General features: G+C 72.5%; 19 protein-coding genes. 14 read left to right on the forward strand and 5 right to left on the reverse strand.

Annotated features, from left to right (window positions below; all coding sequences use genetic code 11):
- Positions 1-28 precede the first annotated feature (28 nt).
- From infB to BM237_RS18110, 5 genes are all read left to right on the forward strand, one after another.
- A complete protein-coding gene (gene infB, locus BM237_RS18090; protein WP_093850723.1) occupies positions 29-3,055 on the forward strand; it encodes a translation initiation factor IF-2 in 3,027 nt (1,008 codons plus the stop codon).
- Between the two features lie 179 nt (positions 3,056-3,234).
- On the forward strand, positions 3,235-3,528 hold the full coding sequence (locus tag BM237_RS18095; protein ID WP_093850724.1) for a DUF503 domain-containing protein: 294 nt from the start codon (positions 3,235-3,237) through the stop codon (positions 3,526-3,528).
- Between the two features lie 65 nt (positions 3,529-3,593).
- On the forward strand, positions 3,594-4,091 hold the full coding sequence (rbfA, locus tag BM237_RS18100) for a 30S ribosome-binding factor RbfA (RefSeq protein ID WP_093850725.1): 498 nt from the start codon (positions 3,594-3,596) through the stop codon (positions 4,089-4,091).
- A gap of 3 nt (positions 4,092-4,094) precedes the next feature.
- The gene (gene truB / locus BM237_RS18105; protein ID WP_093850726.1) at positions 4,095-5,000 is read left to right on the forward strand and encodes a tRNA pseudouridine(55) synthase TruB; all 906 of its coding nucleotides are present in this window, start codon (positions 4,095-4,097) and stop codon (positions 4,998-5,000) included.
- Positions 5,001-5,274: 274 nt separating this feature from the next.
- Positions 5,275-6,213 carry a bifunctional riboflavin kinase/FAD synthetase gene (locus BM237_RS18110; RefSeq protein WP_093850727.1) on the forward strand — a complete coding sequence of 313 codons (939 nt, stop codon included), beginning with the start codon at positions 5,275-5,277 and terminating at the stop codon, positions 6,211-6,213.
- A 111-nt stretch (positions 6,214-6,324) separates the two neighbouring features.
- Here BM237_RS18110 and BM237_RS18115 read toward each other — a convergent pair whose 3' ends face one another.
- The 3 genes from BM237_RS18115 to eccE all read right to left on the reverse strand — a co-directional run bounded on the left by BM237_RS18115 (position 6,325) and on the right by eccE (position 11,279).
- Positions 6,325-8,970, reverse strand: coding sequence for an SCO5717 family growth-regulating ATPase (locus tag BM237_RS18115; RefSeq protein ID WP_093850728.1), 2,646 nt, complete (start codon positions 8,968-8,970; stop codon positions 6,325-6,327).
- 252 nt (positions 8,971-9,222) lie between these two features.
- Positions 9,223-9,960: a hypothetical protein gene (locus tag BM237_RS18120; RefSeq protein ID WP_093850729.1), complete on the reverse strand. Its 738-nt coding sequence runs from the start codon at positions 9,958-9,960 to the stop codon at positions 9,223-9,225.
- Complete coding sequence (eccE, locus tag BM237_RS18125) at positions 9,960-11,279, reverse strand: type VII secretion protein EccE (RefSeq protein ID WP_093850730.1); 1,320 nt, start codon at positions 11,277-11,279, stop codon at positions 9,960-9,962. The genes BM237_RS18120 and eccE overlap by 1 nt, the downstream gene beginning before the upstream one ends.
- A 192-nt stretch (positions 11,280-11,471) precedes the next feature.
- Here eccE and eccB point away from each other — a divergent pair, with 192 nt between their 5' ends.
- The 7 genes from eccB to BM237_RS18160 all read left to right on the forward strand — a co-directional run bounded on the left by eccB (position 11,472) and on the right by BM237_RS18160 (position 18,545).
- Entirely contained in the window at positions 11,472-12,983 is a 1,512-nt protein-coding gene (gene eccB, locus BM237_RS18130) for a type VII secretion protein EccB (protein ID WP_093850731.1), read from the forward strand.
- A 16-nt stretch (positions 12,984-12,999) separates the two neighbouring features.
- Positions 13,000-14,301 (forward strand): type VII secretion-associated serine protease mycosin, encoded by a 1,302-nt coding sequence (gene mycP / locus BM237_RS18135; RefSeq protein WP_093850732.1) that lies wholly within the window; start codon positions 13,000-13,002, stop codon positions 14,299-14,301.
- 98 nt (positions 14,302-14,399) lie between these two features.
- Positions 14,400-14,810, forward strand: coding sequence for a DUF2563 family protein (locus BM237_RS18140; protein WP_093850733.1), 411 nt, complete (start codon positions 14,400-14,402; stop codon positions 14,808-14,810).
- A 16-nt stretch (positions 14,811-14,826) separates the two neighbouring features.
- Positions 14,827-16,503, forward strand: coding sequence for a WXG100 family type VII secretion target (locus BM237_RS18145; RefSeq protein ID WP_093850734.1), 1,677 nt, complete (start codon positions 14,827-14,829; stop codon positions 16,501-16,503).
- 184 nt (positions 16,504-16,687) lie between these two features.
- Positions 16,688-17,791, forward strand: a complete 1,104-nt coding sequence (locus BM237_RS18150; protein WP_245793721.1) for a S8 family serine peptidase — start codon at positions 16,688-16,690, stop codon at positions 17,789-17,791.
- Between the two features lie 72 nt (positions 17,792-17,863).
- On the forward strand, positions 17,864-18,229 hold the full coding sequence (locus tag BM237_RS18155; protein WP_093850736.1) for a WXG100 family type VII secretion target: 366 nt from the start codon (positions 17,864-17,866) through the stop codon (positions 18,227-18,229).
- Positions 18,230-18,257: 28 nt separating this feature from the next.
- Positions 18,258-18,545, forward strand: a complete 288-nt coding sequence (locus tag BM237_RS18160; RefSeq protein ID WP_093850737.1) for a WXG100 family type VII secretion target — start codon at positions 18,258-18,260, stop codon at positions 18,543-18,545.
- 134 nt (positions 18,546-18,679) lie between these two features.
- On the opposite strand, the gene BM237_RS18165 is transcribed toward BM237_RS18160, so the two are convergent.
- Together BM237_RS18165 and eccCa are read right to left on the reverse strand one after the other, a co-directional pair.
- Positions 18,680-18,913 (reverse strand): DUF397 domain-containing protein, encoded by a 234-nt coding sequence (locus BM237_RS18165; RefSeq protein ID WP_031508379.1) that lies wholly within the window; start codon positions 18,911-18,913, stop codon positions 18,680-18,682.
- 349 nt (positions 18,914-19,262) lie between these two features.
- Positions 19,263-23,264 carry a type VII secretion protein EccCa gene (eccCa, locus tag BM237_RS18170; RefSeq protein ID WP_093850738.1) on the reverse strand — a complete coding sequence of 1,334 codons (4,002 nt, stop codon included), beginning with the start codon at positions 23,262-23,264 and terminating at the stop codon, positions 19,263-19,265.
- 260 nt (positions 23,265-23,524) lie between these two features.
- Here eccCa and eccD point away from each other — a divergent pair, with 260 nt between their 5' ends.
- Together eccD and rpsO are read left to right on the forward strand one after the other, a co-directional pair.
- A complete protein-coding gene (eccD, locus tag BM237_RS18175) occupies positions 23,525-25,000 on the forward strand; it encodes a type VII secretion integral membrane protein EccD (protein ID WP_093850739.1) in 1,476 nt (491 codons plus the stop codon).
- A 242-nt stretch (positions 25,001-25,242) separates the two neighbouring features.
- Entirely contained in the window at positions 25,243-25,530 is a 288-nt protein-coding gene (rpsO, locus tag BM237_RS18180) for a 30S ribosomal protein S15 (protein WP_093662273.1), read from the forward strand.
- Positions 25,531-25,556 lie beyond the last annotated feature (26 nt).

Consider the following 25,556-nt stretch of genomic DNA (forward strand, 5'->3'; position numbering starts at 1 on the left):
CGAATCCCCCCGGACCGTAAGGAGCGAAGTGGCTAAGGTCCGGGTATACGAGCTCGCCAAGGAGCTTGGAGTCGAGAGCAAGGTCGTCATGGCCAAGCTCCAGGAACTCGGTGAATTCGTCCGTTCGGCGTCCTCGACGATCGAGGCGCCGGTGGTACGCAAACTGACCGACGCGTTCGACGCGGGCAACGGCGCCGGAGGCGCCAAGAAGTCCGCGGCGAAGCCCGCCGCCCCCCGCAAGGCGGCCCCCAAGCCGGGCGCCCCGAAGCCGGGTGCCTCCGCACCCCGCCCGGGTGCCCCCAAGCCCGGCGCGCCCAAGCCCCCGGCCCCCGCGGCCGAGGCGCCCAGGAGCGCGCCCCAGAAGAACGTCCCGGGTCCGGGTCCCGCCAGGAGCGGCCCGACCCCGCCGACCCCCGGACCGCGTCCGGCCCCGGCCAAGCCGGGCCCGGCGCAGCCTCCGGCTCCGGCCAAGCCCGAGTTCACCGCGCCGCCGTCCGGTCAGGGCGCGCCGCGTCCGGGTGCGCCGAAGCCGGGTGGCCGTCCCGCCCCGGCGGGCCAGGACCGCCGCGGTCCGGGCGGTCCCAAGCCGGGCGGTCCCAAGCCGGGCGCCCGTCCGGCCGGCCCGCGTCCGGGCAACAACCCCTTCACCTCCGGCGGCTCCACCGGCATGGCGCGCCCGCAGGCGCCCCGTCCGGGCGGCGCCCCGCGTCCCGGCGGCCCCGGCGCCCCGGGCGGTCCGCGTCCCGGAGCCGGCCAGGGCGGCCCCCGTCCGCAGGCTCCCGGCGGCGGTCGTCCCAGCCCCGGCAACATGCCGCGTCCGCAGGGCGGACAGGGTGGCGCCGCGGGTCCGCGTCCGGGCGGCAACCGTCCGAACCCGGGCATGATGCCGCAGCGTCCGGCCGCGGGTCCGCGTCCGGGCCCCGGCGGCCGCGGCCCCGGCGGCGGCGCGGGCCGTCCCGGCGGTGGCGGCGGTGGCCGTCCCGGCTTCGCCGGCCGTCCCGGTGGCGGTGGCGGTGGCGGTCGTCCCGGTGGCGGTGGCGGCTTCGCCGGCCGTCCCGGTGGTGGCGGCGGCTTCGGCGGCCGTCCCGGTTTCGGCGGCCGTCCCGGCGGCCCCGGTGGCCGCGGCGGCACGCAGGGCGCCTTCGGCCGTCCCGGCGGTCCGGCGCGCCGCGGCCGCAAGTCGAAGCGGCAGAGGCGCCAGGAGTACGAGGCCATGCAGGCCCCGTCCATCGGCGGCGTGATGCTGCCGCGCGGCAAGGGCGAGACCGTCCGGCTGTCGCGCGGTGCGTCGCTCACCGACTTCGCGGAGAAGATCAACGCCAACCCGGCGTCGCTGGTCCAGGTGATGTTCAACCTGGGCGAGATGGTCACCGCGACCCAGTCGGTCTCCGACGAGACGCTTCATCTCCTCGGCGAGGAGATGAACTACGTCGTCCAGATCGTCAGCCCGGAGGAGGAGGACCGCGAGCTGCTCGAGTCCTTCGACATCGAGTTCGGCGAGGACGAGGGCGGCGAGGAGGCACTCGTCTCGCGTCCGCCGGTGGTGACCGTCATGGGTCACGTCGACCACGGTAAGACGCGCCTGCTGGACGCGATCCGCAAGACCAACGTCATCGAGGGCGAGGCCGGCGGCATCACCCAGCACATCGGTGCGTACCAGGCGGCCACCGAGGTCAACGGCGAAGACCGGAAGATCACCTTCATCGACACCCCGGGTCACGAGGCGTTCACCGCCATGCGTGCCCGCGGTGCGAAGTCGACCGACATCGCGATCCTGGTGGTGGCGGCCAACGACGGTGTGATGCCCCAGACGGTCGAGGCGCTCAACCACGCCAAGGCGGCCGAGGTGCCGATCGTGGTGGCGGTCAACAAGATCGACGTCGAGGGCGCGGACCCGACCAAGGTGCGCGGCCAGCTCACCGAGTACGGGCTCGTGGCCGAGGAGTACGGCGGCGACACCATGTTCGTCGACATCTCCGCCAAGCAGGGCCTGAACATCGACGGGCTGCTGGAGGCCGTGGTCCTGACCGCGGACGCCTCGCTCGACCTGCGGGCCAACCCGGAGCAGGACGCGCAGGGCATCGCGATCGAGGCCCACCTCGACCGCGGCCGCGGCGCGGTGGCCACGGTGCTGGTCCAGCGCGGCACCCTGCGGGTCGGCGACACGGTCGTGGTCGGCGACGCCTACGGCCGCGTCCGGGCGATGCTCGACGACAAGGGCAACAACGTCCAGGAGGCCGGCCCGGCGACCCCGGTCCTGGTGCTGGGTCTGACCAGCGTCCCCGGCGCGGGCGACAACTTCCTGGTGGTCGACGAGGACCGCACGGCCCGGCAGATCGCCGAGAAGCGCGCCGCCCGCGAGCGCAACGCCGCCTTCGCCAAGCGCACCCGCAGGGTCTCCCTGGAGGACCTGGACAAGGTGCTCAAGGCCGGCGAGGTGCAGCAGCTCAACCTCATCATCAAGGGCGACGCGTCCGGTTCGGTCGAGGCCCTGGAGTCCTCGCTGCTCCAGCTCGACGTCGGCGAGGAGGTCGACCTGCGCATCCTGCACCGCGGCGTGGGTGCGGTCACCGAGACCGACATCGACCTGGCGACCGGCTCCGACGCCATCGTCATCGGCTTCAACGTGCGCGCCGAGGGGCGTGCCACGCAGATGGCCGAGCGCGAGGGCGTGGACGTCCGCTACTACTCGGTCATCTACCAGGTGATCGAGGAGATCGAGGCGGCCCTCAAGGGCATGCTCAAGCCGGAGTACGAGGAGGTCGAGCTGGGCACGGCGGAGATCCGCGAGGTCTTCCGCTCCTCCAAGCTCGGCAACATCGCGGGTGTCATCATCCGCTCCGGCGAGGTCAGGCGGAACACCAAGGCCCGCCTCATCCGCGACGGCAAGGTCGTGGCGGAGAACCTCAACATCGAGGGTCTGCGCCGCTTCAAGGACGACGTCACCGAGATCCGCGAAGGCTTCGAGGGCGGTATCAACCTCGGAAACTTCAACGACATCAAGGTCGACGACGTCATCGCGACGTACGAGATGCGGGAGAAGCCCCGCGCCTGATGCCAGCCGGTGGGTGCCACCGGTGAACGGCCACGGAGCCTCCCGCCCCGGCGGGGGGCTCCCGGCCGTTATATGCGTCGATCACCGGGAACCGTTGCGTGTACGGTTTCCCGTGTCCTGCCGGGAGTCGGCAGGGCTTCGCCCCACGAGGCCCCACGGGTCGGCTGGACCCGCATCCCATGTACGTAGGCACACTCTCGTTCGACCTGCTGCTCGGCGACGTACGGTCGCTGAAGGAGAAGAGGTCGGTCGTCCGCCCGATCATCGCGGAGCTGCAGCGCAAGTACACGGTGAGCGTCGCGGAGGTCGGGGACCAGAACATCCACCGCAGGGCCCTGATCGGCCTCGCGACGGTCTCCGGGGACGCCGGGCACGTCTCGGACGTGCTCGACCGGTGCGAGCGGCTGGTGGCCGCCCGGCCGGAGGTGGAGCTGCTGTCGGTGCGGCGGCGGTTCCACGGGGACGAGGACTGAGCGCGTCCGGTGCGCAGCCCCGACCGGACCGAACCGAACGATCCGAAACAGAAGGAAGCAGACACATGACCGACACCGCGCGGGCACGCAAACTGGCCGACCGCATCCGGGTCGTGGTCGCGGAGACCCTCCAGCGGCGGATCAAGGACCCGCGGCTCGGCTATGTGACGATCACCGACACCAGGGTCACCGGCGACCTGCGGGAGGCGACCGTCTTCTACACGGTCTACGGCGACGACGAGGAGCGGGCGGCCTCCGCCGCGGCGCTGGAGAGCGCCAAGGGCGTACTGCGCTCGGAGGTCGGGCGGCAGACCGGCGTGCGCTTCACGCCGTCGCTGACGTTCGTCCCGGACGCGCTCCCGGAGAACGCCCGGACCATCGACGACCTGCTGGCCAGGGCCAGGGCGTCGGACGCCCAGGTGCGCCAGGCGTCCTCGGGCGCCACGTACGCGGGCGAGCCCGACCCGTACCGCAAGCCCGTGAGCGAGGAGGACGCCGAGGACATCGGTGACGCCGAGGACACGGGGGACGCCGGGGGCCGGGCGGACGGCGAGGACGCCTGACCCGTGGCACGCAAAGGAACCCAGGAGCCCGGCGGGCTGGTCGTCGTCGACAAGCCCGCCGGCTTCACCTCCCACGACGTGGTCGCCAAGATGCGCGGCATCGCCCGTACCCGCCGGGTCGGGCACGCCGGCACGCTGGACCCGATGGCCACCGGTGTCCTCGTCCTGGGCATCGAGAAGGCGACCCGGTTGCTGGGGCACCTGGCGCTGACGGAGAAGGAGTACGTCGGCACCGTCCGCCTCGGCCAGAGCACCGTCACCGACGACGCGGAGGGCGAGATCACCTCCTCCACGCCGGCGGACGGCATCGCCCGCGAGGCGATCGACGACGGCGTCGCCAAGCTGACCGGCGACATCCTCCAGATCCCCTCGAAGGTCAGCGCGATCAAGGTCGACGGAAAGCGGTCCTACGCCCGGGTGCGCGAGGGCGAGGAGGTGGAACTGGCCGCCCGGCCGGTCACCGTCTCCTCCTTCACCGTGCACGACGTGCGGCACGGGAGTGCCGAGGACGGCACCCCCGTGCTGGACCTGCTGGTCTCCGTCGTCTGCTCCTCCGGCACCTACATCCGGGCGCTCGCCCGCGACCTGGGCGCCGGACTGGGAGTCGGCGGCCACCTCGCGGCGCTGCGCCGCACCCGGGTCGGCCCGTACGGCCTGGACGCGGCGCGCACCCTGGAGCAGCACCAGGAGTCGCTGACCGTCATGCCCGTCGGCGAGGCGGCCGCGGCCGCCTTCCCGCGCTGGGACGTGGACGAGCGGCAGGCGAGGCTGCTGGCGAACGGCGTGCGGATCGCCATGCCCCCGTCCGGCCGTCCCGGACCGGTCGCGGTCTTCGGGCCGGGGGAACGCTTCCTCGCGCTGGTCGAGGAGCAGGGGGGCAGGGCCAGGAGCCTGGCCGTCTTCGCCTGACCCGGTCCGGCGAAGACGGTGGTACGCACCGTGGGTGCGGGCGCCGAGTCCGGCGCCCGCACCCACGATCCCCCTCCTGTGCGCAACCGGATCCCTGTCCACCAGGAGGACCGGAATCACCCCGCCGGGCGGGCGCGCGGAGTGAATCACGGCGCGCGCCGGGGCGCTTTTCGGCAGGAGCCCTCCGGCGCGGGTCCCCGTGCGAACACGACGGGGGGTCATGGCACCCTTGGACCCGGCACCATCCACTGGCATTCGGCGAGGAGCGGGCACTGTGCAGCGCTGGCGTGGCTTGGAGGACATCCCCGAGGACTGGGGGCGCAGCGTCGTCACCATCGGCTCCTATGACGGGGTGCACCGCGGGCACCAGTTGATCATCGGCAGGGCGGTCGACCGCGCCCGCGAGCTGGGCGTACCGGCCGTCGTCGTCACCTTCGACCCGCACCCCAGCGAGGTCGTGCGGCCCGGCAGCCACCCGCCGCTGCTCGCTCCGCACCACCGGCGCGCGGAGCTGATGGCCGGCCTGGGCGTGGACGCGGTTCTGGTCCTGCCCTTCACCGAGGAGTTCTCGAAGCTGTCACCTGCCGACTTCGTGGTGAAGGTACTGGTCGACAGACTCCACGCCCGCACCGTCGTCGAGGGGCCCAACTTCCGTTTCGGCCACCGGGCGGCCGGCACCGTGGAGACCCTGGCCGAGCTGGGCCGGACGTACGACTACGACGTGATGGTCGTCGACCTGTTCGAGCGCGGGGAGGCGGGCGGCGGTGAGCCGTTCTCCTCCACCCTCACCCGCCGCCTGGTCGCAGAGGGCGACGTGATGGGGGCCGCCGAGGTGCTGGGCCGGCCGCACCGGGTGGAGGGCGTCGTCGTCCGCGGCGCGCAGCGCGGACGCGAGATGGGCTATCCGACGGCCAACGTCGAGACGCTGCCGCACACCGCGATCCCCGCCGACGGCGTCTACGCCGGATGGCTGGTGGTGGAGGACGAGTCGATGCCCGCCGCGATCTCCGTCGGCACCAACCCGCAGTTCGAGGGGACCGAGCGGACGGTGGAGGCGTACGCCATCGACCGCGTGGACCTCGACCTCTACGGGCTCCACGTCGCGGTGGACTTCCTGGCCTACATCCGCGGCCAGGAGAGGTTCGACACGCTGGAGGGGCTGCTGGAGCGGATGGCCGAGGACGTGCGGGTGGCGAAGGAGCTGCTGGGCTGAGCGTTCCGGCCCGCGTACGGCGGACGGACGGAAGGACGGGCCCGCCGGCCCGAACCCCTTGAGGGGCTCGGGCCGGCGGGCCCGTTCACGTTCCGCGGCGGCGCGGCGCCGTCACCGCTCCGGCTGCTGCCACTGCGCGCCGGGTGCGGGCGGCCCCGCGGCACCGGGCGGCTGCTGGTGAGGGTGCTGCTGGGGGTGCTGTTGCGGCTGAGGCTGCGGCTGCGAGGGGCCGGGCCCGCCCGGATACGGCTGGTGGCCGGGGTGCGGCGGCTGCTGTGGCTGCTGCTGGGGATACGGCTGGGGCTGCCCGTAGGGCTGCTGGGGGTGCGGCTGCGGCGGGTAGGGGGCCTGTGCCTGCTGCCGGCCGGGCTGCGGCTGCTGCTGGGGCTGACCGGGGACGGGCGGCGCGGTCAGCGGCGGGTTCCCGCCGGGCGACCACAGGCCCTGCTCCTGCTGGTGGCGTGAGAAGTCCTCGGCGATCAGGGCGGCGAGGTTGAAGTACGCCTCGCGCGTCCTGGGCCGCATCATGTCCAGATCCAGCTCCGCGCCCGCCGCGAGGTGCTCGTCGAACGGGACGACCACCACATCGCGGCAGCGCGTCTTGAAGTGCGCCACGATGTCGTCCACCTTGATCATCTTTCCGGTCTCGCGGACCCCGGAGATGACCGTGATGCTGCGCTGCACCAGATCGCCGTAACCGTGGGCGGAGAGCCAGTCCAGCGTCGTACTGGCGCTGCTGGCGCCGTCCACGGACGGGGTGGAGATGACGATCAGCTGGTCGGCGAGGTCGAGGACGCCGCGCATCGCGCTGTAGAGCAGGCCGGTGCCCGAGTCGGTGAGGATGATCGGGTACTGCTGGCCCAGCACGCCGATGACACGGCGGTAGTCCTCGTCGTTGAAGGTCGTCGAGATCGCCGGGTCGACGTCGTTGGCGAGGATCTCCAGGCCGGAGGGGGCCTGCGAGGTGAACCGGCGGATGTCCATGTAGCTGTTGAGGTACGGGATCGCCGTCACCAGGTCGCGGATCGTCGCACCCGTCTCGCGCCGCACCCGGCGGCCGAGCGTGCCCGCGTCCGGGTTGGCGTCGATCGCGATGACCTTGTCCTGCCGCTCGCTGGCCAGCGTCGCGCCGAGCGCCGTGGTGGTCGTCGTCTTGCCGACGCCGCCCTTGAGGCTGATCACCGCGATGCGGTAGCAGGACAGCACCGGGGTGCGGATGAGACCGAGTTTGCGCTGCCGCTCGGCCTCCTCCTTCCTGGCTCCGATGCGGAAGCGGGAGCCGCCGCGGTTGCTCTGCGGGCGGGGCTTCTTCTTCTGGTTCAGCAGGCGTTCGGAGGACAGCTCCACCGACGCGGTGTACCCGAGCGCGCCCGGCCGACTCGGAGGCTGCTGCCGGGGGTCGGGCCAGGCGGAGCCCGCACGGGGGTCCTGAGGCGGCTGCTGCGGTTGCTGCGGGCCGGGTGCGGAGGGCTGGGCCGGAGGCAGCGGCTGGGAGGGGCCGGCCTGAGGGAAGCCGTAACCGCTCTGCGGAGCCGGAGGGTTGGGCGCTGCCTGCGGCTGCGGCTGCGGCTGCGGTTGGGGCTGCGGTTGGGGACGGGGGAAGCCGTAACCGTCCTGGGAGGCGGGCTCCGGGGGCGGCATGGGGACTCCGGCCTGACCGGTCACGGGCCCAGGGGGCGGACCGGGCTGCTGTGCGGCCGGAGGCTGGGGCCGAGGCGGCTGCTGTCCCTGCGGCTGGGGGAAGCCGTAACCGCTCTGCGGAGCCGGAGGGTTGGGCGCGTTCACGGGCTGCGGGCGCTCGGGCTCGGCCTTGGGGGCGGCGGGTGGCTGGGGGAAGCCGTAACCACCCTGCGGGACAGGAGGGTTGGGCGCAGCCGGCGGCTGGGGCTGTACCTGCGGCTGCGGAAGGGGGTAACCGTCCTGCGGCGCGGGCGGGTTGGGCGCGGCCGGTGCCGGTGCACCGGCCGGAGGAGCGGCGGGCTGGAAGTGCGGCGGCAGCGGCGGCAGCCCGACCGGTGCACCGCCCTCCGGAGCGGTCTGCCACGGCGGCTGAGCAGGGGGCTGCGGAGCGGAGCCGTGCGGCTCACCGGCGGCTCCGGTTTCGGGCCCGGCGGCCGTCTCGGGCTCCTCACCCGCGTCGTCCTCGGACCGGGGCCGGGGCAGGGCCTCGGAGTCGGCGGACGGCACCGGTGCCGGGGACGCCTCGTCGGCGGGCACGCCGCCGGACGGCTCACCGTCCACGTTCTCCGGCCGGCCGTCCCCGCCCTCGGCGGACTCCTGGGCCGCCCGCCGTTCGGCGATCTCCCGGCGCAGCGTGGCGGAGGAGAAACGCATGGTCGCGTCGGTGACGGGGCCGTCGCCGGCGGGATGCTCCGCCTGTCGGCCGTCCCGCGCATCGGGTCCGTCCCCACCGCCGTCAACGGCCTCCGGCGCCGGGCCGGTCCGCGGCTCGCCGGACTCCTCCCGGACGTCCGCCGCCGGAGTCTGGGGCGGTGTCACCGGGGGGAAGGCGGGAGGCGCACCGGCACCGGTACCGGTACCGGTACCGGCGTCCGCGTCCCTCCCGTCCGTCTCCGCTCCGCCCGCGGAGCCCGCGGAAGCGGCCGGCGCCTGCGGAGCGGGGCCGGTGTTCCGCGTGTACCAGGCAGGCGGTGTGTAGTCGATGGTGAACTCGCCTGTGGCGTCGAGTTCGTCCTTGGGCAGGTCGTCGCCGGGTTCGATCCCGTCGACGCGGATCTCGTCCCGGTCGCTGTTCACAATGCCTCCTGCTGATCTGGTCGAGCACCCCGGTCGAACCGCGCGGACCGCTCCCTGACGACGGGCGGGCGCTGCCACCGGCCCCGCCGCCGCGGCCTCCGGCCCGTTCCTTCGGAATGTCCTGCCGCGCGCACGCCCACCCTAGTCGCCACAGGCGCCGAAACGGCATGCCGGTGCTGTCCCACTCGGACAACGGCCCGATGACGGGACGACAGACGGACAGCGGGCAGGCGGCAGGGCGGGCGGCGGGCGTCAGTCCAGCCGCCGGGCCACGCCCAGCAGCCCCGTCTCGGCGTCGGTGGGCCGGGTCAGCACGAACCGCCGGTCCCGGCCCGTGCACCACAGCGTCACACCGTCGGCGAGCGTGGACAACGCCTCGGACTCCTGCCGGGACAGGGAGAGGATTCTGCCCACCTGCCGGGCCTCCTCGGGGGAGACCTGCTGGACACCGGCGAGCGAGGCGCCTCTGAGGAGCCGGGGAGCCACCGGGCTCAGATACGGAAGCAGCGTCAGCACCGACTGCCAGGGCCCCGAGGAGACCCGTCCGCGCGGCGGCTTCATCCCGCAGTCCCGGATCACCACGACCGGCGAGACGGCCGTGGCCCCCAGCGGCGGCACCCGGCCGACGTCATGGAGCGTCATGCACTGCTGGTCACCCCCCGCGGCCCGGGCCAGGCCCGTCCACGCCTGGGGCCGGCCGGTCTCGACGGCCACCCGCGCGCCCGTGCCCGCCGCACGCAACGCCAGCACCTGAGCCGTCCACAGCCCGCCGATCAGCACCACGTCGTGAGGAGCCGGGTGGTGGAGGCCGATGACGGCCGGACGGTCCTCGACGTCGACCCCGGCCACCACCCCGTCGTCACCGACCGGCAGGGCGAGCGCGTCCAGCTGTTCCACGGACAGGACATGACGGGCCGTCCGCGGCCCGCGCAGTCCGAACCCCAGACGGGGACGTGCGGCCGTGCGCACCGAGTCGGCGGATCCGGGCATCAGCGCGTCCCTCCCAGCGGCAGTGTCGCCAGCACCCCGGGCACCTGCTCGCGGTCCAGCCGGGCGATTCCGACACGGCGCTCCCGCGCCAGCCGCTCCAGTACATGCCGGGCACTGACCAGTTCGGCGTCGCTGCGGGCGGTGATGCGCACATGTCCGCGTATCGCGACCGAACGGCTCCCGCCCCGGCTCAGGGTCAGGCCGAAGGTGGTGGCCAGGGCGGGCAGCCCCGTCAGCGACGCCACCAGCGACGGCAGCGGAGCGGCCCCCGGCCCCAGCTCGGGCCAGCGCGCCACCGCGTACGTGGTGTGCCAGCGGTCGTCGCACCGCCAGGCACGGGCCTTCTCCTCGGTGCGCCGTGCGGGAGCGGAGTCGGGACGCCCGGCCCGCGCCGTGGCCGCCGGACTCGCCCCGGCCGATGTCGCCAGCGCGGTGACCAGCTCCTGCTCCGGCAGCAGCGTCGCCCGGAACCCCGCACCGGCCAGCCGGCTCGCCAACTGGTCCGCGGCGCGCACCAGACAGCGCTGCGCGCCCTCCAGTCCGTCCCCGCGCGCCTGGACCGCCTCCCGGCACAGCTCCGGGTCGAGCTTGAGGGCCACCCAGGTCACCCGTACGGCCGGTGCGCCGCACGACGCCTGGAGGGGGCCGTAACTGGAGGCGGCCACCGACTGCGCCGGCAGATGCGGCGCCGGGGCGGGCTGGGTGTACTGCACCGCCTGTACCGACTCCAGCCGGATGCCGTCCACCTCCAGGGCCTCGGAGAGCAGCCGCAGCGGCAGGGGCCGCTCGTCGGGGCCGGGGCGCAGAGCGGAGGGGCGGGGCTCGACGCGCAGCACGGCCGTCAGGAACGTGCCGTCCCCCACCATGCCGACACCGCGCCGTTCGCGGTCGACGTAGGTCAGGCTGCGCAGGGCCGGATCGCACTCGACGGCCGGGGCCAGACCCGGGTCGGTGCCCGGCGGCAGCCCCCCGGCGGCGGCCCGCCGCCTGCGACGGCGCAGCGCCACGACGGTGCCCAGCCACTCCGGGAGCGGACGGCCGCGCCGCCGAAGCACCGTCACGAGCAGCAGGGCGACGGCCACCACGGCCGCCGGGATCACCAGGACCTCGTGCACGGCGGCCGCGGCCAGCACTCCCGCCGCGGCCAGCTCGGCCAGAACCAGATGGTGCAGCCGGAGCGGCCCCAGGCCGCGGCGTGCCTCGGCGCGCGGCGTGGCCGGGCGCACCGGACGCGGCCTCGCGGGCTCGGGGCGTGCGCCGTCCGGCGCCGGGCTGTCGGGCGCGGACGTGGCGGTCCGGGCCCGCGTGGCGGTCCCCATCCCCTGTAAATCCCCTTGTGTCCGTAATCGCCCTGACGTTCCAGGGCGTTGGTCGGGCGATCACCCTACCGGAGCAGCGAGGGCCGATCGCCAACGGGCATAGTAGGGGCCCGGACCGACAGAAGACAGCAGTGGCGGTGCTCCGGAATCCCGGGGGACACTGGGCCCACCAGTGGGGAGAAACAGCGAGAGATGGCATCACGGCGGGACGAGCTCAACGCCTACACCTTCGCCAAGAAGCGGCTGGTCTCGGCATTCCTCCAGCCCACACCGACCGGGACCGAGGAGGGGGCGCCGCGTCCGCTGCGGGCGGTACTCCCAGGGCTGGTCATCGGGGTGGTGATCCTGGCGGGCTTCGGGGCCTGGGGAATGTTCAAGCCCAAGGCGCCCAAGGGCTGGGACAACCCCGGTGAGAAGGTCATCATCGGCAGCGAGTCCACCACCCGCTACGTCGTCCTCGAAACCAGGGGGAAGAAGCAGCTCCATCCGGTGCTCAACCTGGCCTCCGCGAAACTCCTGCTGGACCCCGGCAAGTTCGGGATCGTCGAGGTCGACGAGAAGGTCCTCGACAGCGGGAAGATCCCGCACGGCGCCACCATCGGCATCCCCTACGCACCCGACCGGCTGCCCGGCAAGGACGAGGCGACGAAGGCCAAACGCTGGGCGGTGTGCGTCCAGCCCGGTGACGACGGCGTGCAGAAGGCGGTCTTCGTCCTCGCCGACCGGGACGCCAAGCGGGTCGAGGGGAAGAACCGGCTGCGCGGCGGCCAGGTGATGTACGTCAGGGGCCCCGGCAAGGAGCTCCACATCGTCGACGCGCAGGGCACCGCGTACCCCATCGAGGCGGACGACACGCTGCTGCGCACCGTCGTCGGCAACACGCGGCCCCAGGACGTCACCGGCGACTGGCTCAAGACCTTCAAGCAGGGCGATCCGGTCCAGTTCCCCAAGGGGATCGAGGAGATGGGAACCCCGGCCGGAGCCCCCGGCGACCTGGACGCCGAGGCCAACCAGGTCGGCATGGTGCTGCGCGCCCCCTCCGGCACCGGACACCAGCACTACGTGGTGCTCAAGGGCCAGATCAGGCCGGTCACCGACTTCATGGCCAAGCTGCTGCTCAACAGCCCGCAGGCCACCGCGCTCGGCCAGCAGGGCAAGGCCCGGGAGGTCAGCGCCGGCACCATCCGGCCCGAAAGCACCTTCTACGGCAGCAGCCGGAACTGGCCCGAGGCGGAACCGAGCGCGGTCAACCGGGCGGACAGCGGCCGGAACGCCCTGTGCGGCGTGCTGCGCGGCGTCGACGAGAAGAAGGGCACCACGACACTCAGCACCTGGGCGGGCGAGGACTATCCGGCCACCCTGCCCAACGGGGCCACCAACGCCTACGTGACCCCCGGATCGGGCCTGCTCTTCCGCCAGGTCACGGGGCGCGACACCGGGTCCGGCGGAGTCTTCCTGGTGACCGACACCGGCCTGCGCTACGCGGTGCAGGCGAACACCGACAGCGGCCGGGACGAGTCCGAGATCGGCACGGACGGCAGGAAGAAGGACCCGGCGCAGAGCGTCCAGGAGGGCAACCAGGCGCAGATCATGCTCGGTTACCAGGGTGTCCGGCCGGTGCCGGTGCCCGCCGCCTGGTCGGGCTTCCTGCCGACCGGACCGAGGCTGAGCACGAGCGCGGCGAAGCAGCCGCAGGGTTCCTGAGCCGGGAGAGCGCGAGATGACGGACACTTCGGCCCCCACCACGCCCGTCCCGACGAGGTGGGCGGCGCTCCCGACGGCCGCGGCGATCGGCCTGACGGCCCTGGGCGCCGTCACCGGCCCTCTGGCCTGGGCACCGCCGGCCGCCGCGGACACCGGGCAGTGCACCTTCCCCGCCAAACCCTTCGAGGGCAGGCCCTGGTCGCTGAAACGGGTGATCCTGGACCAGCTGTGGGAGAAGACGAAGGGCAAGGGCGTCAAGGTCGCGGTCATCGACACCGGAGTGGACGACGACCACCCCCAGTTGAAGGAGGCGGTCGACGCCGAACTGGGCATGAGCAACCTGCCCGCCCCCGAGAAGGACGAGTACGGCAACGCCCCCGAGCCACCCGCGAAGGACGGCACGGAGGACACCGTCGGCCACGGCACCAAGGTCGCGGGCATCATCGCCGCACGCCCGGCGGAGAACACCGGCTTCGTCGGCATCGCCCCCGACGCGACCATCATCCCCATCCAGCAGAACGACGCCGCCGGGAGGGGAAACACCGACAGCATGGCCGAGGCCATCGACCACGCGGTCGACGTCGGGGCGAGGGTCATCAACATCTCCCAGGACACCACCAGGGCCCTCAAGCCCAACTCGAAACTCGAGCAGGCGGTGAACCGCGCACTGGCCAAGAAGGTCGTCATCGTCGCCTCGGCCGGCAACGACGGCCTGGGCGGCAACGTGAAGGAGACCTATCCGGCCTCCTACGAGGGAGTCATCGCCGTCGCCTCCTCCGACCGCAACAACGAGCGGGCGCCCTTCTCCCAGTCGGGTGACTTCGTGGACGTCGCCGCGCCCGGCGTCGACATGATCTCCACGGTCCCGGGCGGAGGCCACTGCGCCGACAACGGCACCAGCTTCTCGGCGCCCTATGTGGCGGGCGTGGCGGCCCTGCTCGTGGCCGAGCACCCGGACTGGGAACCGCACCACATCGCGGCCCAGATCGCGCAGACCGCCGAGCGGTCCGTACCCGGGCACGACCGCCATGTGGGCTGGGGCGTCGTCGACCCCGTCCGGGCGCTCACCGAGGACGACAGACCGATCGAGAAGCCGGTGGCCCGCGAGGGCGTGGACCGGGCCGAACCGCCCACCCCGGCCGAACTCCACCTCGGCGAGACCCCGCAGGAACGCGACAGGCGCCTGGGCACCTACACGGTGGTCGGCGGAGGCGTCCTGGTGTCGGTGATAGCCGGGGGTTCGCTGGTGTACCGGGACTGGCGGCGCAGACGGGGACCGGCCGAGGGGCGCGCCCCCGGTGCCGGGACGCCCATGTGACGTGCCGGAGAACCGGGTTGCCGTCGTGTCACAGGCAGTGGCTAGAGTGATGGGGCACAGATCGGGATGTGCGTTGGAGCAGGCGGAGGGGGAGCCTGATGGGGGTGCCGGCCGAGAAGCTCAAGGGTGAACTCGAGTCGCTCAAGGATTTCAAGAACCGGGTCGACAACATCCTGGAGGAGCTGGAGAGTTCGCCCGCCTCTCCCACGAGGGTCGGACAGCAGGAAGTGAAGCGGTCCTCCTTCGGGGGCGAGTTCGCCGAGGCGGACGGCGTCTACTCGCAGTACGCCCGGGTCCACACCCAGCTCACCAAGCTCTCCGGAGTCCTCGGCGACCAGATCGAGGCCATGCGCATCGCCGTCCACGGCGCCGACGTCGGTTTCGGCAACCTGGAGGACGACCTGAAGCGGCGTTTCTGGGAACTCCAGACCAGGGCCCACCAGTACCAGCAGCAGCAAGCGGCGGACAAGCAGCCGCCCAAGGACGAGGCCACCGGGGTCACCTACTGACGGGGGAGGTACGACCATGACCGACCAGAAGGACGGGCAGAACGGGCAGGACAGACCCGAGGAGCCGTTCGTCGCGGCACAGCTCGTCATGACCGACCTCAAGCGCAGCGGCGCCCTCGTCCCGGTCGACCTGTTCGGGGGCACGGCCGCGCGCAACAGCACCATGGGCACCACGGACTTCGAGAACAAGGATCTCGAAGAGATGTTCTCCCTGGTGGACGACGCGGACCCGGCCGACATCGAGAACGCCGCCGACACGCTCTGGGACGCGGGCGGCAAGATCAGACAGGTCGGCGACGACCTCAAGAAGCACATTGACAAGGTCGACTGGGAGGGCGAGTTCGGCGACAGCTTCCGCGAGTGGGGCCGGAAGCTGAGCAGGAACACCCTGCTCCTCGCGGACTTCACCGAGAAGGCCAGCACCCAACTGAAGGCCGCCGGTGTCGGCCTGTCCATGGTGCGTGGCGGCATGCCCGAGCGCGACCCGGCGGTCATGGCCGCGCCGCGCCTGGAGAGCATCCCGCCCGAGGAGCGCGACGAGTCCAACGAGAAGTACAAGCTGGCCAAGAAGAAGGAGGACAACCGCCAGGAGGCCATCAACCAGATGAACCGCCTGGCCTCCTACTACAAGGTCTCGCACGACAACATGAAGGACCTGGAGGAGCCGGAGTTCGGCCCGATGCCGAACGTCGGCATGCCGCCGGCGCCGCGCGAGGAGGGGAGAAAACCCGTCCCCGGGGGCGGGGGTGTCTCCGCGTCTCCTGGCCATGGAGGCGGGGGGACGGTGAGCGGCTCGCAGGCCACCGGCATGGGAGCGACGCCTTCCGCTACGAGCGAGCCCGGCTTCGTCGGGGGAGCCCCCGCTCCTCAGGAGCCTGTGCGCACGGATCTCAACACCGTCGCTCCCGTGGCGCCTCCCGCACCCGCCGACACCGGTCCGCGCACCTCGCCCGCCCCGGTGGGTGGTGGGCCCGCCACGCCCGGGCCCACCCTGCCCGGCCCTGCCCCCGCTCCTACTCACAGGGGAGGGGGGAACCTCAAGCAGGTGGGGACATCCAGGCTCCCGACCACACACGCTCCCGGCCAGGGGCCTGGCCAGACCGGCACGGGGCGTGCGGGTGGCCAGCCCGCCGTTCCGCCGACGAACAACCGGAACCCCCGTCCGGTCACAGGCTCCGGCCCTTCCGTGGGAAGGGCGCCCACCGCGACGACACCACCCATGGGGCGGGGCGGCAGCGGCATCTTCGGGGGAACTCCGCAGCAGGGCCAAGGGACGTCCAACGGACCTCGTCTCCCGCGCGGAACCGTGGTCGGAGCGGAACACGGCATGACGGGACGCCCTCCGGGGGGAGCCGCGGGTACGGGAGCGGTCGGCTCGGGGGCGGGCAGCGGCTCCACCGGGCGCAGGCCGGGCGCGGCGACCGGCGGCGGTGTCGTCGGAGCTCCCCGGAACACCCCGGGACAGGGTGGCGCGGTACGTCCCTTCACACCTGGTGGCTCCGGGCTGGCCAGAGGTGGCACAGGCGGAACGGGTGGGAGCGGTCAGAGCACGACGGGCGCGCTACCCCGCGGCGGAAGCGCCAGCCCCCGTGAGGAGAACCGGAAGGACTCCCGCAGGCCCGACTACCTCACCGAGGACGAAGAGACTTGGCGGACGGGGCGCAACGGAATCGCCCCTCCGGTTATCGACTAACCCACGACAGAGAGCGGCGATGACGGCAGGACACGACCACGGCCGCAGGTTGCCGTCGCAGGGGATGCGACGGCGCCTGTTCTCCGTGCTGGCTGTAACCGGTGCATGGACCGTATGCCTCGTCGGGACGGCACCTGTAGCTCAAGCGGACGGTGTCCGTTCGCAGCAGTGGTACCTGGACGCCATGCGGGCCGAGGAGATGTGGAAGGTCAGCACGGGCGAGGGCGTCAAAGTGGCCGTCATCGACAGCGGCGTCAACGACTCCACCGATGCTCTCCGGGGCCAGGTGCTGCCCGGGGAGGACATGACAGGGGCTCCAGGGGAGGCCACCGACGACTACCTCGGCCATGGGACGGACATGGCTGAAGTCATCGTTGGTACGGGGAAGAACGGAAGCGTTCGAGGGCTGGCCCCTGGAGCGAAGGTCATCCCGTACCGAATTCCACTGAAGGGTCTCAACAGCAAGTCCGAAACCAGCGGCTATGTGAAGGCGCTCCGTGCGGCGGCCGACAGTGACGCCAAGATCATTAACATGTCCTTCGGGGGTCCGTACTACGACCCAGCCAGAGCAGAAGCGGTCGAGTACGCCATCGGAAAAGGGAAACTACTCTTCGCTTCCGTCGGAAACGACGCCGAAGGGAAGAACAGACCGGAGTATCCCGCCTCGTACCCCGGCGTCGTCGGCGTGGGCGCCACTGACGAGAAGGGCGAGGTGACGGGCTTCTCCCAGTACGGCGTCAATGTGGACCTGTCCGCCCCGGGAAGCGAGATGCCCGGATGGTGCGACGAGAGTTTCCAGAAGTACTGCGTCAGAGACGGAGGCACCAGTTCGGCCACCGCCATCGCCTCAGCCTCGGCGGCCCTGATCTGGGCCAAGAACCCGGACTGGACGGCCAATCAGGTCCTGCGTGTGCTCGTGGACACCGCCGGGCGCAAGGACCGGAAAGAGGGGGCCTCCAGCGTCTACATCGGATACGGTGCCGTCCGGCCCCGCATCCACCTCCTCGAAGGCAAGGGCGACCCCGGAGACCCGGGCACGAACCCGATCGAGGCCACGGAACCGACCCTCCCGCCGGAGGCGTCCTCCTCCGAGGGGGAGAGCGACGGCAAGAACGACCGGGACGGCGCCGGGGGAGCGGACGAGGACCGGAAGGACCAGGGCGGGGCCGCGGCCGCCGCGTCGGAGGACGACGGCAGTCTGTGGATCTACCTGGGGGCGGGTGCCGCGGCGGCCATCGTGGTCGCCGGCGCATTCGTTCTCGTGCGGAGGACGATCCGCGGGACATGACGGGGGCCCGTACGCGGAGCACCCATGACGACCAGCCAGTGAACACCATCAACCCGATTCGAGGAGAACGGTATGTCCGGAGAAGGTGGCGGCGACTTCCAGTCAAATGATGCCGACCTCAAGTCGCTGATCGGTCAGGTCAACGACATGCAGGCCAAGCTCAAGAGCAAGATCTCCAACCTGAACGCCGTGGTCGACACGATCCAGGGCGCGTGGAAGGGCGATGCCGCGAGCTCCTACGACCGGCTCCAGCGGGAGACGAACGAGTACGCCCGGAAGCTGGACGGCAGGCTCCAGATGATCGAGGAGGCCCTCCAGGCGAGCAAGGACGGGTTCACCGCCAACGAGATCGACCAGATGGAGAAGTTCAACCAGCTGGCGAAGGCGAGCCCGATCAGCGACTTCGCCGGTACGGGCATCACCCCGACCGTCAAGTAACAGCCGTACAGAGAAGACAGGGGCCGAAATGACCATCAAGATCACCTATGGCACCGTCGTCGCCGCGGCGGAGGACGTCCGCAATGCGGCCAAGGAACTGACGAACCAGCTCAACGACCTCGAGGACAAGGTGATGAAGGTCGTCAACACCTGGGACGGTGAGGCGAAGCAGGCCTTCAGGGCCAAGCACGCCGGCTGGAGCCGGGACGTCAGCGGCCTGAACACCACCCTCAACGCCATCGCCGACAACCTGGTCGAGTCGACCAATGGCTACCAGCGGACGGACCGCAAGGCGGCTCAGCGGTTCGAGTTCTGAACCCTCGGGTCTGCCGCGAGCACATCGGCGGGCGCCCGGTGACCGGACACACATCCGGCCACCGGGCGCCCGCCCGCTTCCCGCCCGATTTCCGGCCCGTCTCCCGGCCGGTGAGAGGTCCGGGGCGCGAGGTCTCAGGGCTTGAGGTCGAACTCCCCGTCGCGGACCCCGAGGACGAAGGCCCGCCACTCGGCGGCGGTGTAGCGCAGCACGGTGTCGGGGTCCTTGGAGTTGCGCATGGCCACGGCGCCGCCCGGCAGATGGGCGATCTCCACCTTCTCGTCCTCCGGACCGCCGGGCGCGCTCTCCCACACGGCGTCGGAGATGTCCATCGCGTACAGCTCGTCCTTCTCCTGCTGAGTCCCCATCAGTGTCCTTCCTCGACGGACGCCGGCGACGGGAGCGTGCCCCCGTGCCACGCCGTACCGCGGATCCGCGGTACGGCCTCGGTGAATCTGGGGGGCACGGCGCGGCGCTGTGCGGCTCACGGCCCCCGGGCAAGATAACAGCCCGGTGCGCGCTCCGAGGGGCGTCCGCGCAACCTCCCGACCACGGGGAACGCCGGTTCGAGACGGCTCGCGGACACGTTCGGGATTCGCTGTCCGCAGCGGCCCGCGACGGGGTGTGGGGAGCGGTCGATGGGGTTCTCCGGTACGGGGGAAGACCTTGAGGCGGCGGCACGGCCCGCGAGGCCGGACGTACCGCCGCCCGTGAGGGTCAGTTCGGGGGCAGCCAGCCCACCTGGACCAGCGGGGCCCCGCGCTTGCGGGAGACGAAGTGGCCCCGGCCGGGCGGCATCGGCCGGCCGCGGACGTTGCCGAGGAGGTCGCCCTCGCCGGGGTCGGCGGAGAGGACCACACCCTGGGCCCCGAGCTCCTTGATGCGCTGCATGAACGGCTCGTAGGAGGCGCGGGAGGCCCCGGCGGAACTGCGGGCGATGATGAAGCAGACGCCGATGTCCCGGGCGAAGGGCAGGTGCTCGGAGAGCATCGCCAGCGGGTTGCCGCCGGAGGTGGAGACCAGCTCGTAGTCGTCGATGACCATGAACATCTTCGGGCCGTGCCACCAGCTGCGGTCGCGCAGCTGCTGCGGGGTGACGTCCTCCGGCGGGGTGCGCTTCTCCATCAGGTCCTTCATCGCGGCCATGTGCGTGTCCATGGCGTTGGACATGGCGGCGTACACGATCAGGTGGGAGTCGGGGATGTCGCCCAGCAGCGAGCGCCGGTAGTCGGCGACGACGATGCGCGCCTCGTCGGGTGTGTAGCGCTCACAGATCTGCTTGGCCAGCAGACGCAGCAGCGCCGTCTTGCCCGACTCGCTCTCGCCGAAGACCAGGAAGAACGGGTCGGTCTCGAAGTCGACGAAGACCGGCTGCAGGGTGTTCTCGTCGATGCCGAAGGCGACGCCGTACCGCGGGTGGTCGCCGCCCCCGGGCAGCCGGTCGGCGGGCAGCTCGCGCGGCAGCAGCCGCACCGGCGGGGCCGCGGGCCCCTGCCAGGCGTCGGCCACCGCCCGGGTCAGCGCGGCGGTGGCGTCGGAGAGCTCCTCGTCGGAGGCGACGCCGTCGATACGCGGCACCGCGGTCATGAAGTGCAGCTTCTCCGGCGTCTGGCCGCGCCCGGGGACGCCGGGGGGTACGTTCGCCGCGACCTTGCGGTCGAACTCGGAGTCCATGGTGTCGCCCAGCCGCAGCTCCAGCCGGTTCAGCAGCTGGTCCTTCAGGGCCGGCCGCACCTCCATGTACCGGGAGGCCGCCACCACGACGTGGATGCCGTAGCCCAGACCGCGGGAGGCGATGTCGGTGACGACGGCCTCCAGCATCTCGTACTCCTGCTTGAAGGCGCCCCATCCGTCGATGACCAGGAACACATCACCCCACGGCTGGTCGGTGATCTCCCCGCGGGCCCGGCGGCGCCGGAAGGTGGCGATGGAGTCGACGCCGCCGGCCCGGAAGTACTCCTCGCGCTGGTTGAGCACACCGGCGACCTCGGCCACGGTCCGCCGTACCCGCTCCGGGTCCAGCCGGGATGCGATGCCGCCCACGTGCGGCAGGTCCCTCACCGCCGTCAGACCGCCGCCGCCGAAATCCAGCCCGTAGAACTGGACCTCCTGCGGGGTGTGGGTGAGGGCGAAGGAGGCGATCAGGGTGCGCAGCAGGGTGGACTTGCCCGACTGCGGACCGCCGACGACCAGCATGTGGCCCGCGGCGCCGGAGAAGTCCCGCAGCAGCGTCTCGCGCCGCTGTTCGAACGGCTTGTCCACCAGGCCCAGAGGCACCGTCAGCCGGCCCGCGTGCTGGTAGTCCGGCTGGGTCAGACCGCGGCCGGGAGCCACCGTCAGACCGGGCAGCAGCTCGTCCAGCGGCGATGCCTGGTCCAGCGGCGGCAGCCACACCTGATGGGCGGCCGGGCCCTGGTTCTCCAGCCGACGCACGACGACGTCCAGAACGGTGTCGGCCAGCGCGTCGTCGTCGGCAGGGGCGGCGGGCACGGGGGCCGGGGCGGGCTCGGCGCGCCGGGGGGCGGGCACCGGCACCGGCCTGGCGGTGAAGAGCACCGGCCGGCGCTCGGCGGGCAGCGGCCCGCCGGCGGCCCCGGCGGAGACGGAGGCGCCGGAGCGGTAGGTCCCGGAGACGTATGCGGCCTTGAAGCGGACCATCTCGTCGGTGCCGAACTTCAGATAGCCCGAGCCGGGCACCGACGGCAGGTGGTACGCGTCCGGCACGCCCAGCGCCGCGCGGGACTCGGCCGCGGAGAAGGTGCGCAGACCGATCCGGTACGACAGATAGGTCTCCAGACCGCGCAGCCGGCCCTCCTCCAGACGCTGCGAGGCCAGCAGCAGGTGCACGCCCAGCGAACGGCCGATGCGGCCGATCTGGATGAACATGTCGATGAAGTCCGGCTTGGCCGTCAGCAGCTCGCTGAACTCGTCGATGACCAGCACCAGCGAGGGCAGCGGGATCAGCGGGGCGCCCGCGGCCCGGGCCCGCTCGTAGTCGTGGACGTTGGCGTAGTTGCCGGCGTCGCGCAGCAGTTCCTGGCGGCGGTTGAGCTCGCCGCGGATGGAGTCGCCCATGCGGTCGACCAGCGAGAGGTCGTCGGCCAGGTTGGTGATGACGGCCGCCACGTGCGGCATCTGAGACATCCCGGCGAAGGTCGCGCCGCCCTTGAAGTCCGCCAGTACGAAGTTCAGCGTCTCCGAGGAGTGCGTGACCGCCAGGCCCAGGACCAGGGTGCGCAGCAGCTCCGACTTGCCCGAACCGGTCGCGCCGACGCACAGGCCGTGCGGACCCATGCCATCCTGCGCGGCCTCCTTCAGATCCAGCATGACCGGCTGGCCGGCCTCGCCCACGCCGATGGGCACCCGCAGCCGCTCGGCCGTCGACCGTGGTCGCCAGGTGCGCCGTACGTCGACCGAGGCGGCGTCGCCCAGGCTCAGCAGGTCGGTGAACTCCAGGTTCGCCAGCAGCGGTTCGTCGTCGTCGCCGCCCGTGCCCATGCGCAGCGGGGCGAGCTGCCGGGCCAGCGCCTCGGCGGCCTCGGCGGAGAGGGAGTCGGGCCGGCCCTGGTACACCGCGCCGTGCGCCGACTCCAGCCGCAGCTCGCCGGGGCGTACGACCACCGACAGGCCGCCGCGCGGACTGCCGATGTCACCGGGGACGACCTCGATGACGGTGACCCCCTGCAGCCCCTCGGCGGAGGCCAGCATCGAGTCCGGGGGCACCACGGAGCCGCCGTCCAGCACGACCACCACATGCGGCTGGTCCAGCAGCGGCGGTGCGGAGGAGTTGAAGCGGGGGCGGCCCTCCAGTTTCGCGCCCAGCAGATGCTCCAGGCCCGCGGGGTCGCCCGTGATCAGCCGTCCGCTGCCCGCGCCGTCGGCGACACCGGGGACCTGGACATGGGGCAGCCACTTGGCCCACTCCCAGCGCTCGGCGCCGTCCCGCCCCGTCACCACGCCGACCATCAGGTCCTCGGGGGAGTGCAGGGTGACCAGGGAGGCGAGCATGGCGCGGACGGCACCGTGCACCGAGTCCGGGTCGCCGCTCACCGTCAGGTGGTAGAAGGCGCGCAGGGAGACGGCCATCGGCAGGTTCGCGACGGTGCCCTGCGTCTGCAGGAACTGGTGCATGGCACCGGCCGTCAGCGGCTCCAGTTCGTCCACCGGCGCCGTCTCCGGAGCCACCAGCGCGGTGGCGAGCCGCTGCTCGCCCAGGCCGACACGCACGTGCACGAAGTCGTCGTCGCTCGCGCGCCGTTCCCACACCCGGCTGGGCGCCTCCCCGGCGAAGCGCGGGGAGGACTCGGCGACCAGGGCCCACAGCTGGTCCGGCGAGGGGTGCAGGTAGTACTGCGCGTCCCGCTGCATCCGCGCCGTTCTGCGGACCCTGCGCCTGGTCTGGGCCAGGTACTTGAGGTAGTCGCGGCGCATCTGGGCCATCTCGCCCTGTGTGCCCCGCCGGTACCGCACGATGGTGGCGATGAGCATGGCCAGGGTGGACGCGATCATGATCACGCCCATGATGCGCATGAACGGATGGGCGTTCGGCATGAAGAAGAAGACCACCGAACCGCCCATGCCCAGCATCGGCAGAAGCTGGAACAGCACGCTCTCCTGCTGTCCTCGCGGGAGTTCGGGCGGTGGTTCAAGCCTCAGATCCTCGCCGGGCACGCTGGGCGGCAGCACCCGCGGCGGACGCTTGACGACGATCTGGCTCACGGAAGCATCAATCCCTCGGGCAGAGCGGGACGGTGGTGTGTCTGCCGACGCCCCCGTGGCGACGGACCCCGTCCGCGCGGGGCGATACTACTGGCAGCCGACGGTGCCGGGGGGCGGTAGGGTGGCGCGCGACATATGCGCAGCGTGAGCGGCCGGCCAGGGGTGAAAAGCCGCGGGAGAACGCGGGATTACCGCAAAAGGTCCGTGCGCATCGTGTGGAGCCAGTGAGCCAGCGAGCAGCCCACGAGGGGGATCTCAAGGTGAGTACGACTGCACCGGCAGCCGCCACCGGCTTCTGCCGGGTCACCATCGTCGCGCCCGACAGCCGTATCGACGTGGCACTCCCCGAGGACGTCCCGGTCGCCGACCTGTACCCCGAGATCCTCCGCCTCAGCGGCCAGGCCTCCGCCGAGGGCGCACCCGTCGGCTACCACCTGGTGCGCCGCGACGGCGGTGTGCTCGACAGCGCCCGCTCCCTGGCCGCCCAGCAGGTCCTGGACGGCGAGGTCCTCAGCCTCCGCCCGTTCGCCGAGTCGCTGCCGCCGGCCGTCTTCGACGACGTCTCCGACGCGGTCGCCTCCGCGGTCTCGAAGGACCGCAGGATGTGGAGCGAGGACCTGATGCGCGGCGCCGGGCTGGTCGGCGGCGTGGTGCTGCTGTCGCTCATGGCCTTCGTGCTGTGGTTCGCCGATCCGGTCCGCCACGACATGCACAGCCTGCCGGGCGTCCTCGCCGCCGTGACCGGAGTGCTGCTGATCGCCTTCGCGGCGGTACGGGCCCGGGTGTACGAAGACCGCCCCAGCGCGACGGCGCTCGGACTCGCCTCCCTGCCGCACGTGATGATCGCCGGCTCCGGGCTGCTGCCCCTGGCGGACGGCGGCGGCATCGGCAGACTCCAGTTCCTGCTCGGATGCGTGGCCGTCCTCGTCGCCTCCGCCGCCCTGATCGCCGCCACGCCGGGCGGGGACGGCCCGTTCGTCGCCGCCGCCTTCGCCGCCGCCATCGGCACCCTGGCCACCTTCACCGGCATCCTCGCCGAGCTGAGCCCGGTGCAGACCGCGGCCGTGTGCGCCCCCGTGGCGATCGGCGCCATCGCCTTCCTGCCCGGCCTGTCCGCCCGGTTCGCCCGGCTCCCCATCGGCTACAACGCGCCGCGCACCGGCACCATGCGCTACGACGAGGACCCCGACGCCGCCCCCGACACCGCCGGCCCCGTCGACGCGGACCGCATCGCGGCCCAGGCCCGCCGCGGCCACGAGACGCTGCTCGGCCTCGTCGGCGGCTGCTCGGCCGTCACCGTCGCCTCGGCGGCCGTCCTGGGCTTCTCCGACTCCGGCTGGGGGCAGCTCCTCGCCCTGGCCGCCGGCCTGGCGGCGCTGACGCGCGCCCGCCTGTTCCGCTACACCGCCCAGGTCGCCTGCACCCTCGCCGCGGGACTGGCCGCGCTGGCGCTCCTCGCCCTCGGTCTGGCCCTCAACCCGCCCGCCGACCTGGTGGGCGAACTGCTGGCCGGGGACAGCGGTCCGCTGGATCTGCGCACCGTCTGGCTCTCGGCCGCCCTGGCCGGCGCGGCGGCACTGGCCACGGCCATCGGCCTGATCGTGCCGCGGCGCGGCGTCACTCCCTTCTGGGGCCGTTTCCTCGACTTCGCCGAGGGCTTCGTCCTGCTGTCGCTGATCCCGCTGTGCCTGGCGGTGCTGGACGCCTACTCCGCGGCACGGAGCATGACGGGCTGAGACGGACCTCCCGGCCGGCCCGGGGGCTCGGCCGCGCCGGGGGCTCGGCTGCTCGGTGGCGGCCCGCGGCGAGCGGCCCGTCGCACGGCTGGTAGGGTTGTCGGCGGCCGTTTGTGTACGCGTCTTCCGGTGACCACCTGGAGGCAGCGCCCAGCGGACCCCGCCTCCCGAGTCGTGGAAGATCCCCTGCGCGGAAGACCAGGGGCACTCGGTGGCCTCGACGAAAACCCAAGGAGTATCGCGTGTCGCTCGACGCCGCTACGAAGAAGCAGATCATGGCCGAGTTCGCCACCAAGGAAGGCGACACCGGCTCCCCCGAGGTCCAGGTCGCGATGCTCACCCGCCGCATCTCGGACCTCACCGAGCACCTGAAGACCCACAAGCACGACCACCACTCCCGCCGGGGCCTGCTGCTCCTGGTCGGCCAGCGCCGCCGCCTGCTGCAGTACCTGGCGAAGAAGGACATCCAGCGCTTCCGCGCGCTGGTCGAGCGCCTGGGCATCCGCCGCGGTGCGGCCGGCGCCCGGTAGTACGCCGTGAGAGGGAGCGGTTCCCG

This window comes from Streptomyces mangrovi, from assembly GCF_900114215.1.
In the GTDB taxonomy this organism is placed as follows: Bacteria; Actinomycetota; Actinomycetes; order Streptomycetales; family Streptomycetaceae; genus Streptomyces; species Streptomyces barkulensis.

Bases quoted from the DNA above. Each gene is read 5' to 3' on its own strand.
- BM237_RS18095 (WP_093850724.1), top strand. From the start codon at position 3,235: ATGTACGTAGGCACACTCTCGTTCGACCTGCTGCTCGGCGACGTACGG.
- rbfA (WP_093850725.1), top strand. From the start codon at position 3,594: ATGACCGACACCGCGCGGGCACGCAAACTGGCCGACCGCATCCGGGTC.
- BM237_RS18120 (WP_093850729.1), bottom strand. From the start codon at position 9,960: ATGCCCGGATCCGCCGACTCGGTGCGCACGGCCGCACGTCCCCGTCTG.
- eccE (WP_093850730.1), bottom strand. From the start codon at position 11,279: ATGGGGACCGCCACGCGGGCCCGGACCGCCACGTCCGCGCCCGACAGC.
- eccB (WP_093850731.1), top strand. From the start codon at position 11,472: ATGGCATCACGGCGGGACGAGCTCAACGCCTACACCTTCGCCAAGAAG.
- mycP (WP_093850732.1), top strand. From the start codon at position 13,000: ATGACGGACACTTCGGCCCCCACCACGCCCGTCCCGACGAGGTGGGCG.
- BM237_RS18140 (WP_093850733.1), top strand. From the start codon at position 14,400: ATGGGGGTGCCGGCCGAGAAGCTCAAGGGTGAACTCGAGTCGCTCAAG.
- BM237_RS18145 (WP_093850734.1), top strand. From the start codon at position 14,827: ATGACCGACCAGAAGGACGGGCAGAACGGGCAGGACAGACCCGAGGAG.
- BM237_RS18150 (WP_245793721.1), top strand. From the start codon at position 16,688: ATGCGGGCCGAGGAGATGTGGAAGGTCAGCACGGGCGAGGGCGTCAAA.
- BM237_RS18155 (WP_093850736.1), top strand. From the start codon at position 17,864: ATGTCCGGAGAAGGTGGCGGCGACTTCCAGTCAAATGATGCCGACCTC.
- BM237_RS18160 (WP_093850737.1), top strand. From the start codon at position 18,258: ATGACCATCAAGATCACCTATGGCACCGTCGTCGCCGCGGCGGAGGAC.
- BM237_RS18165 (WP_031508379.1), bottom strand. From the start codon at position 18,913: ATGGGGACTCAGCAGGAGAAGGACGAGCTGTACGCGATGGACATCTCC.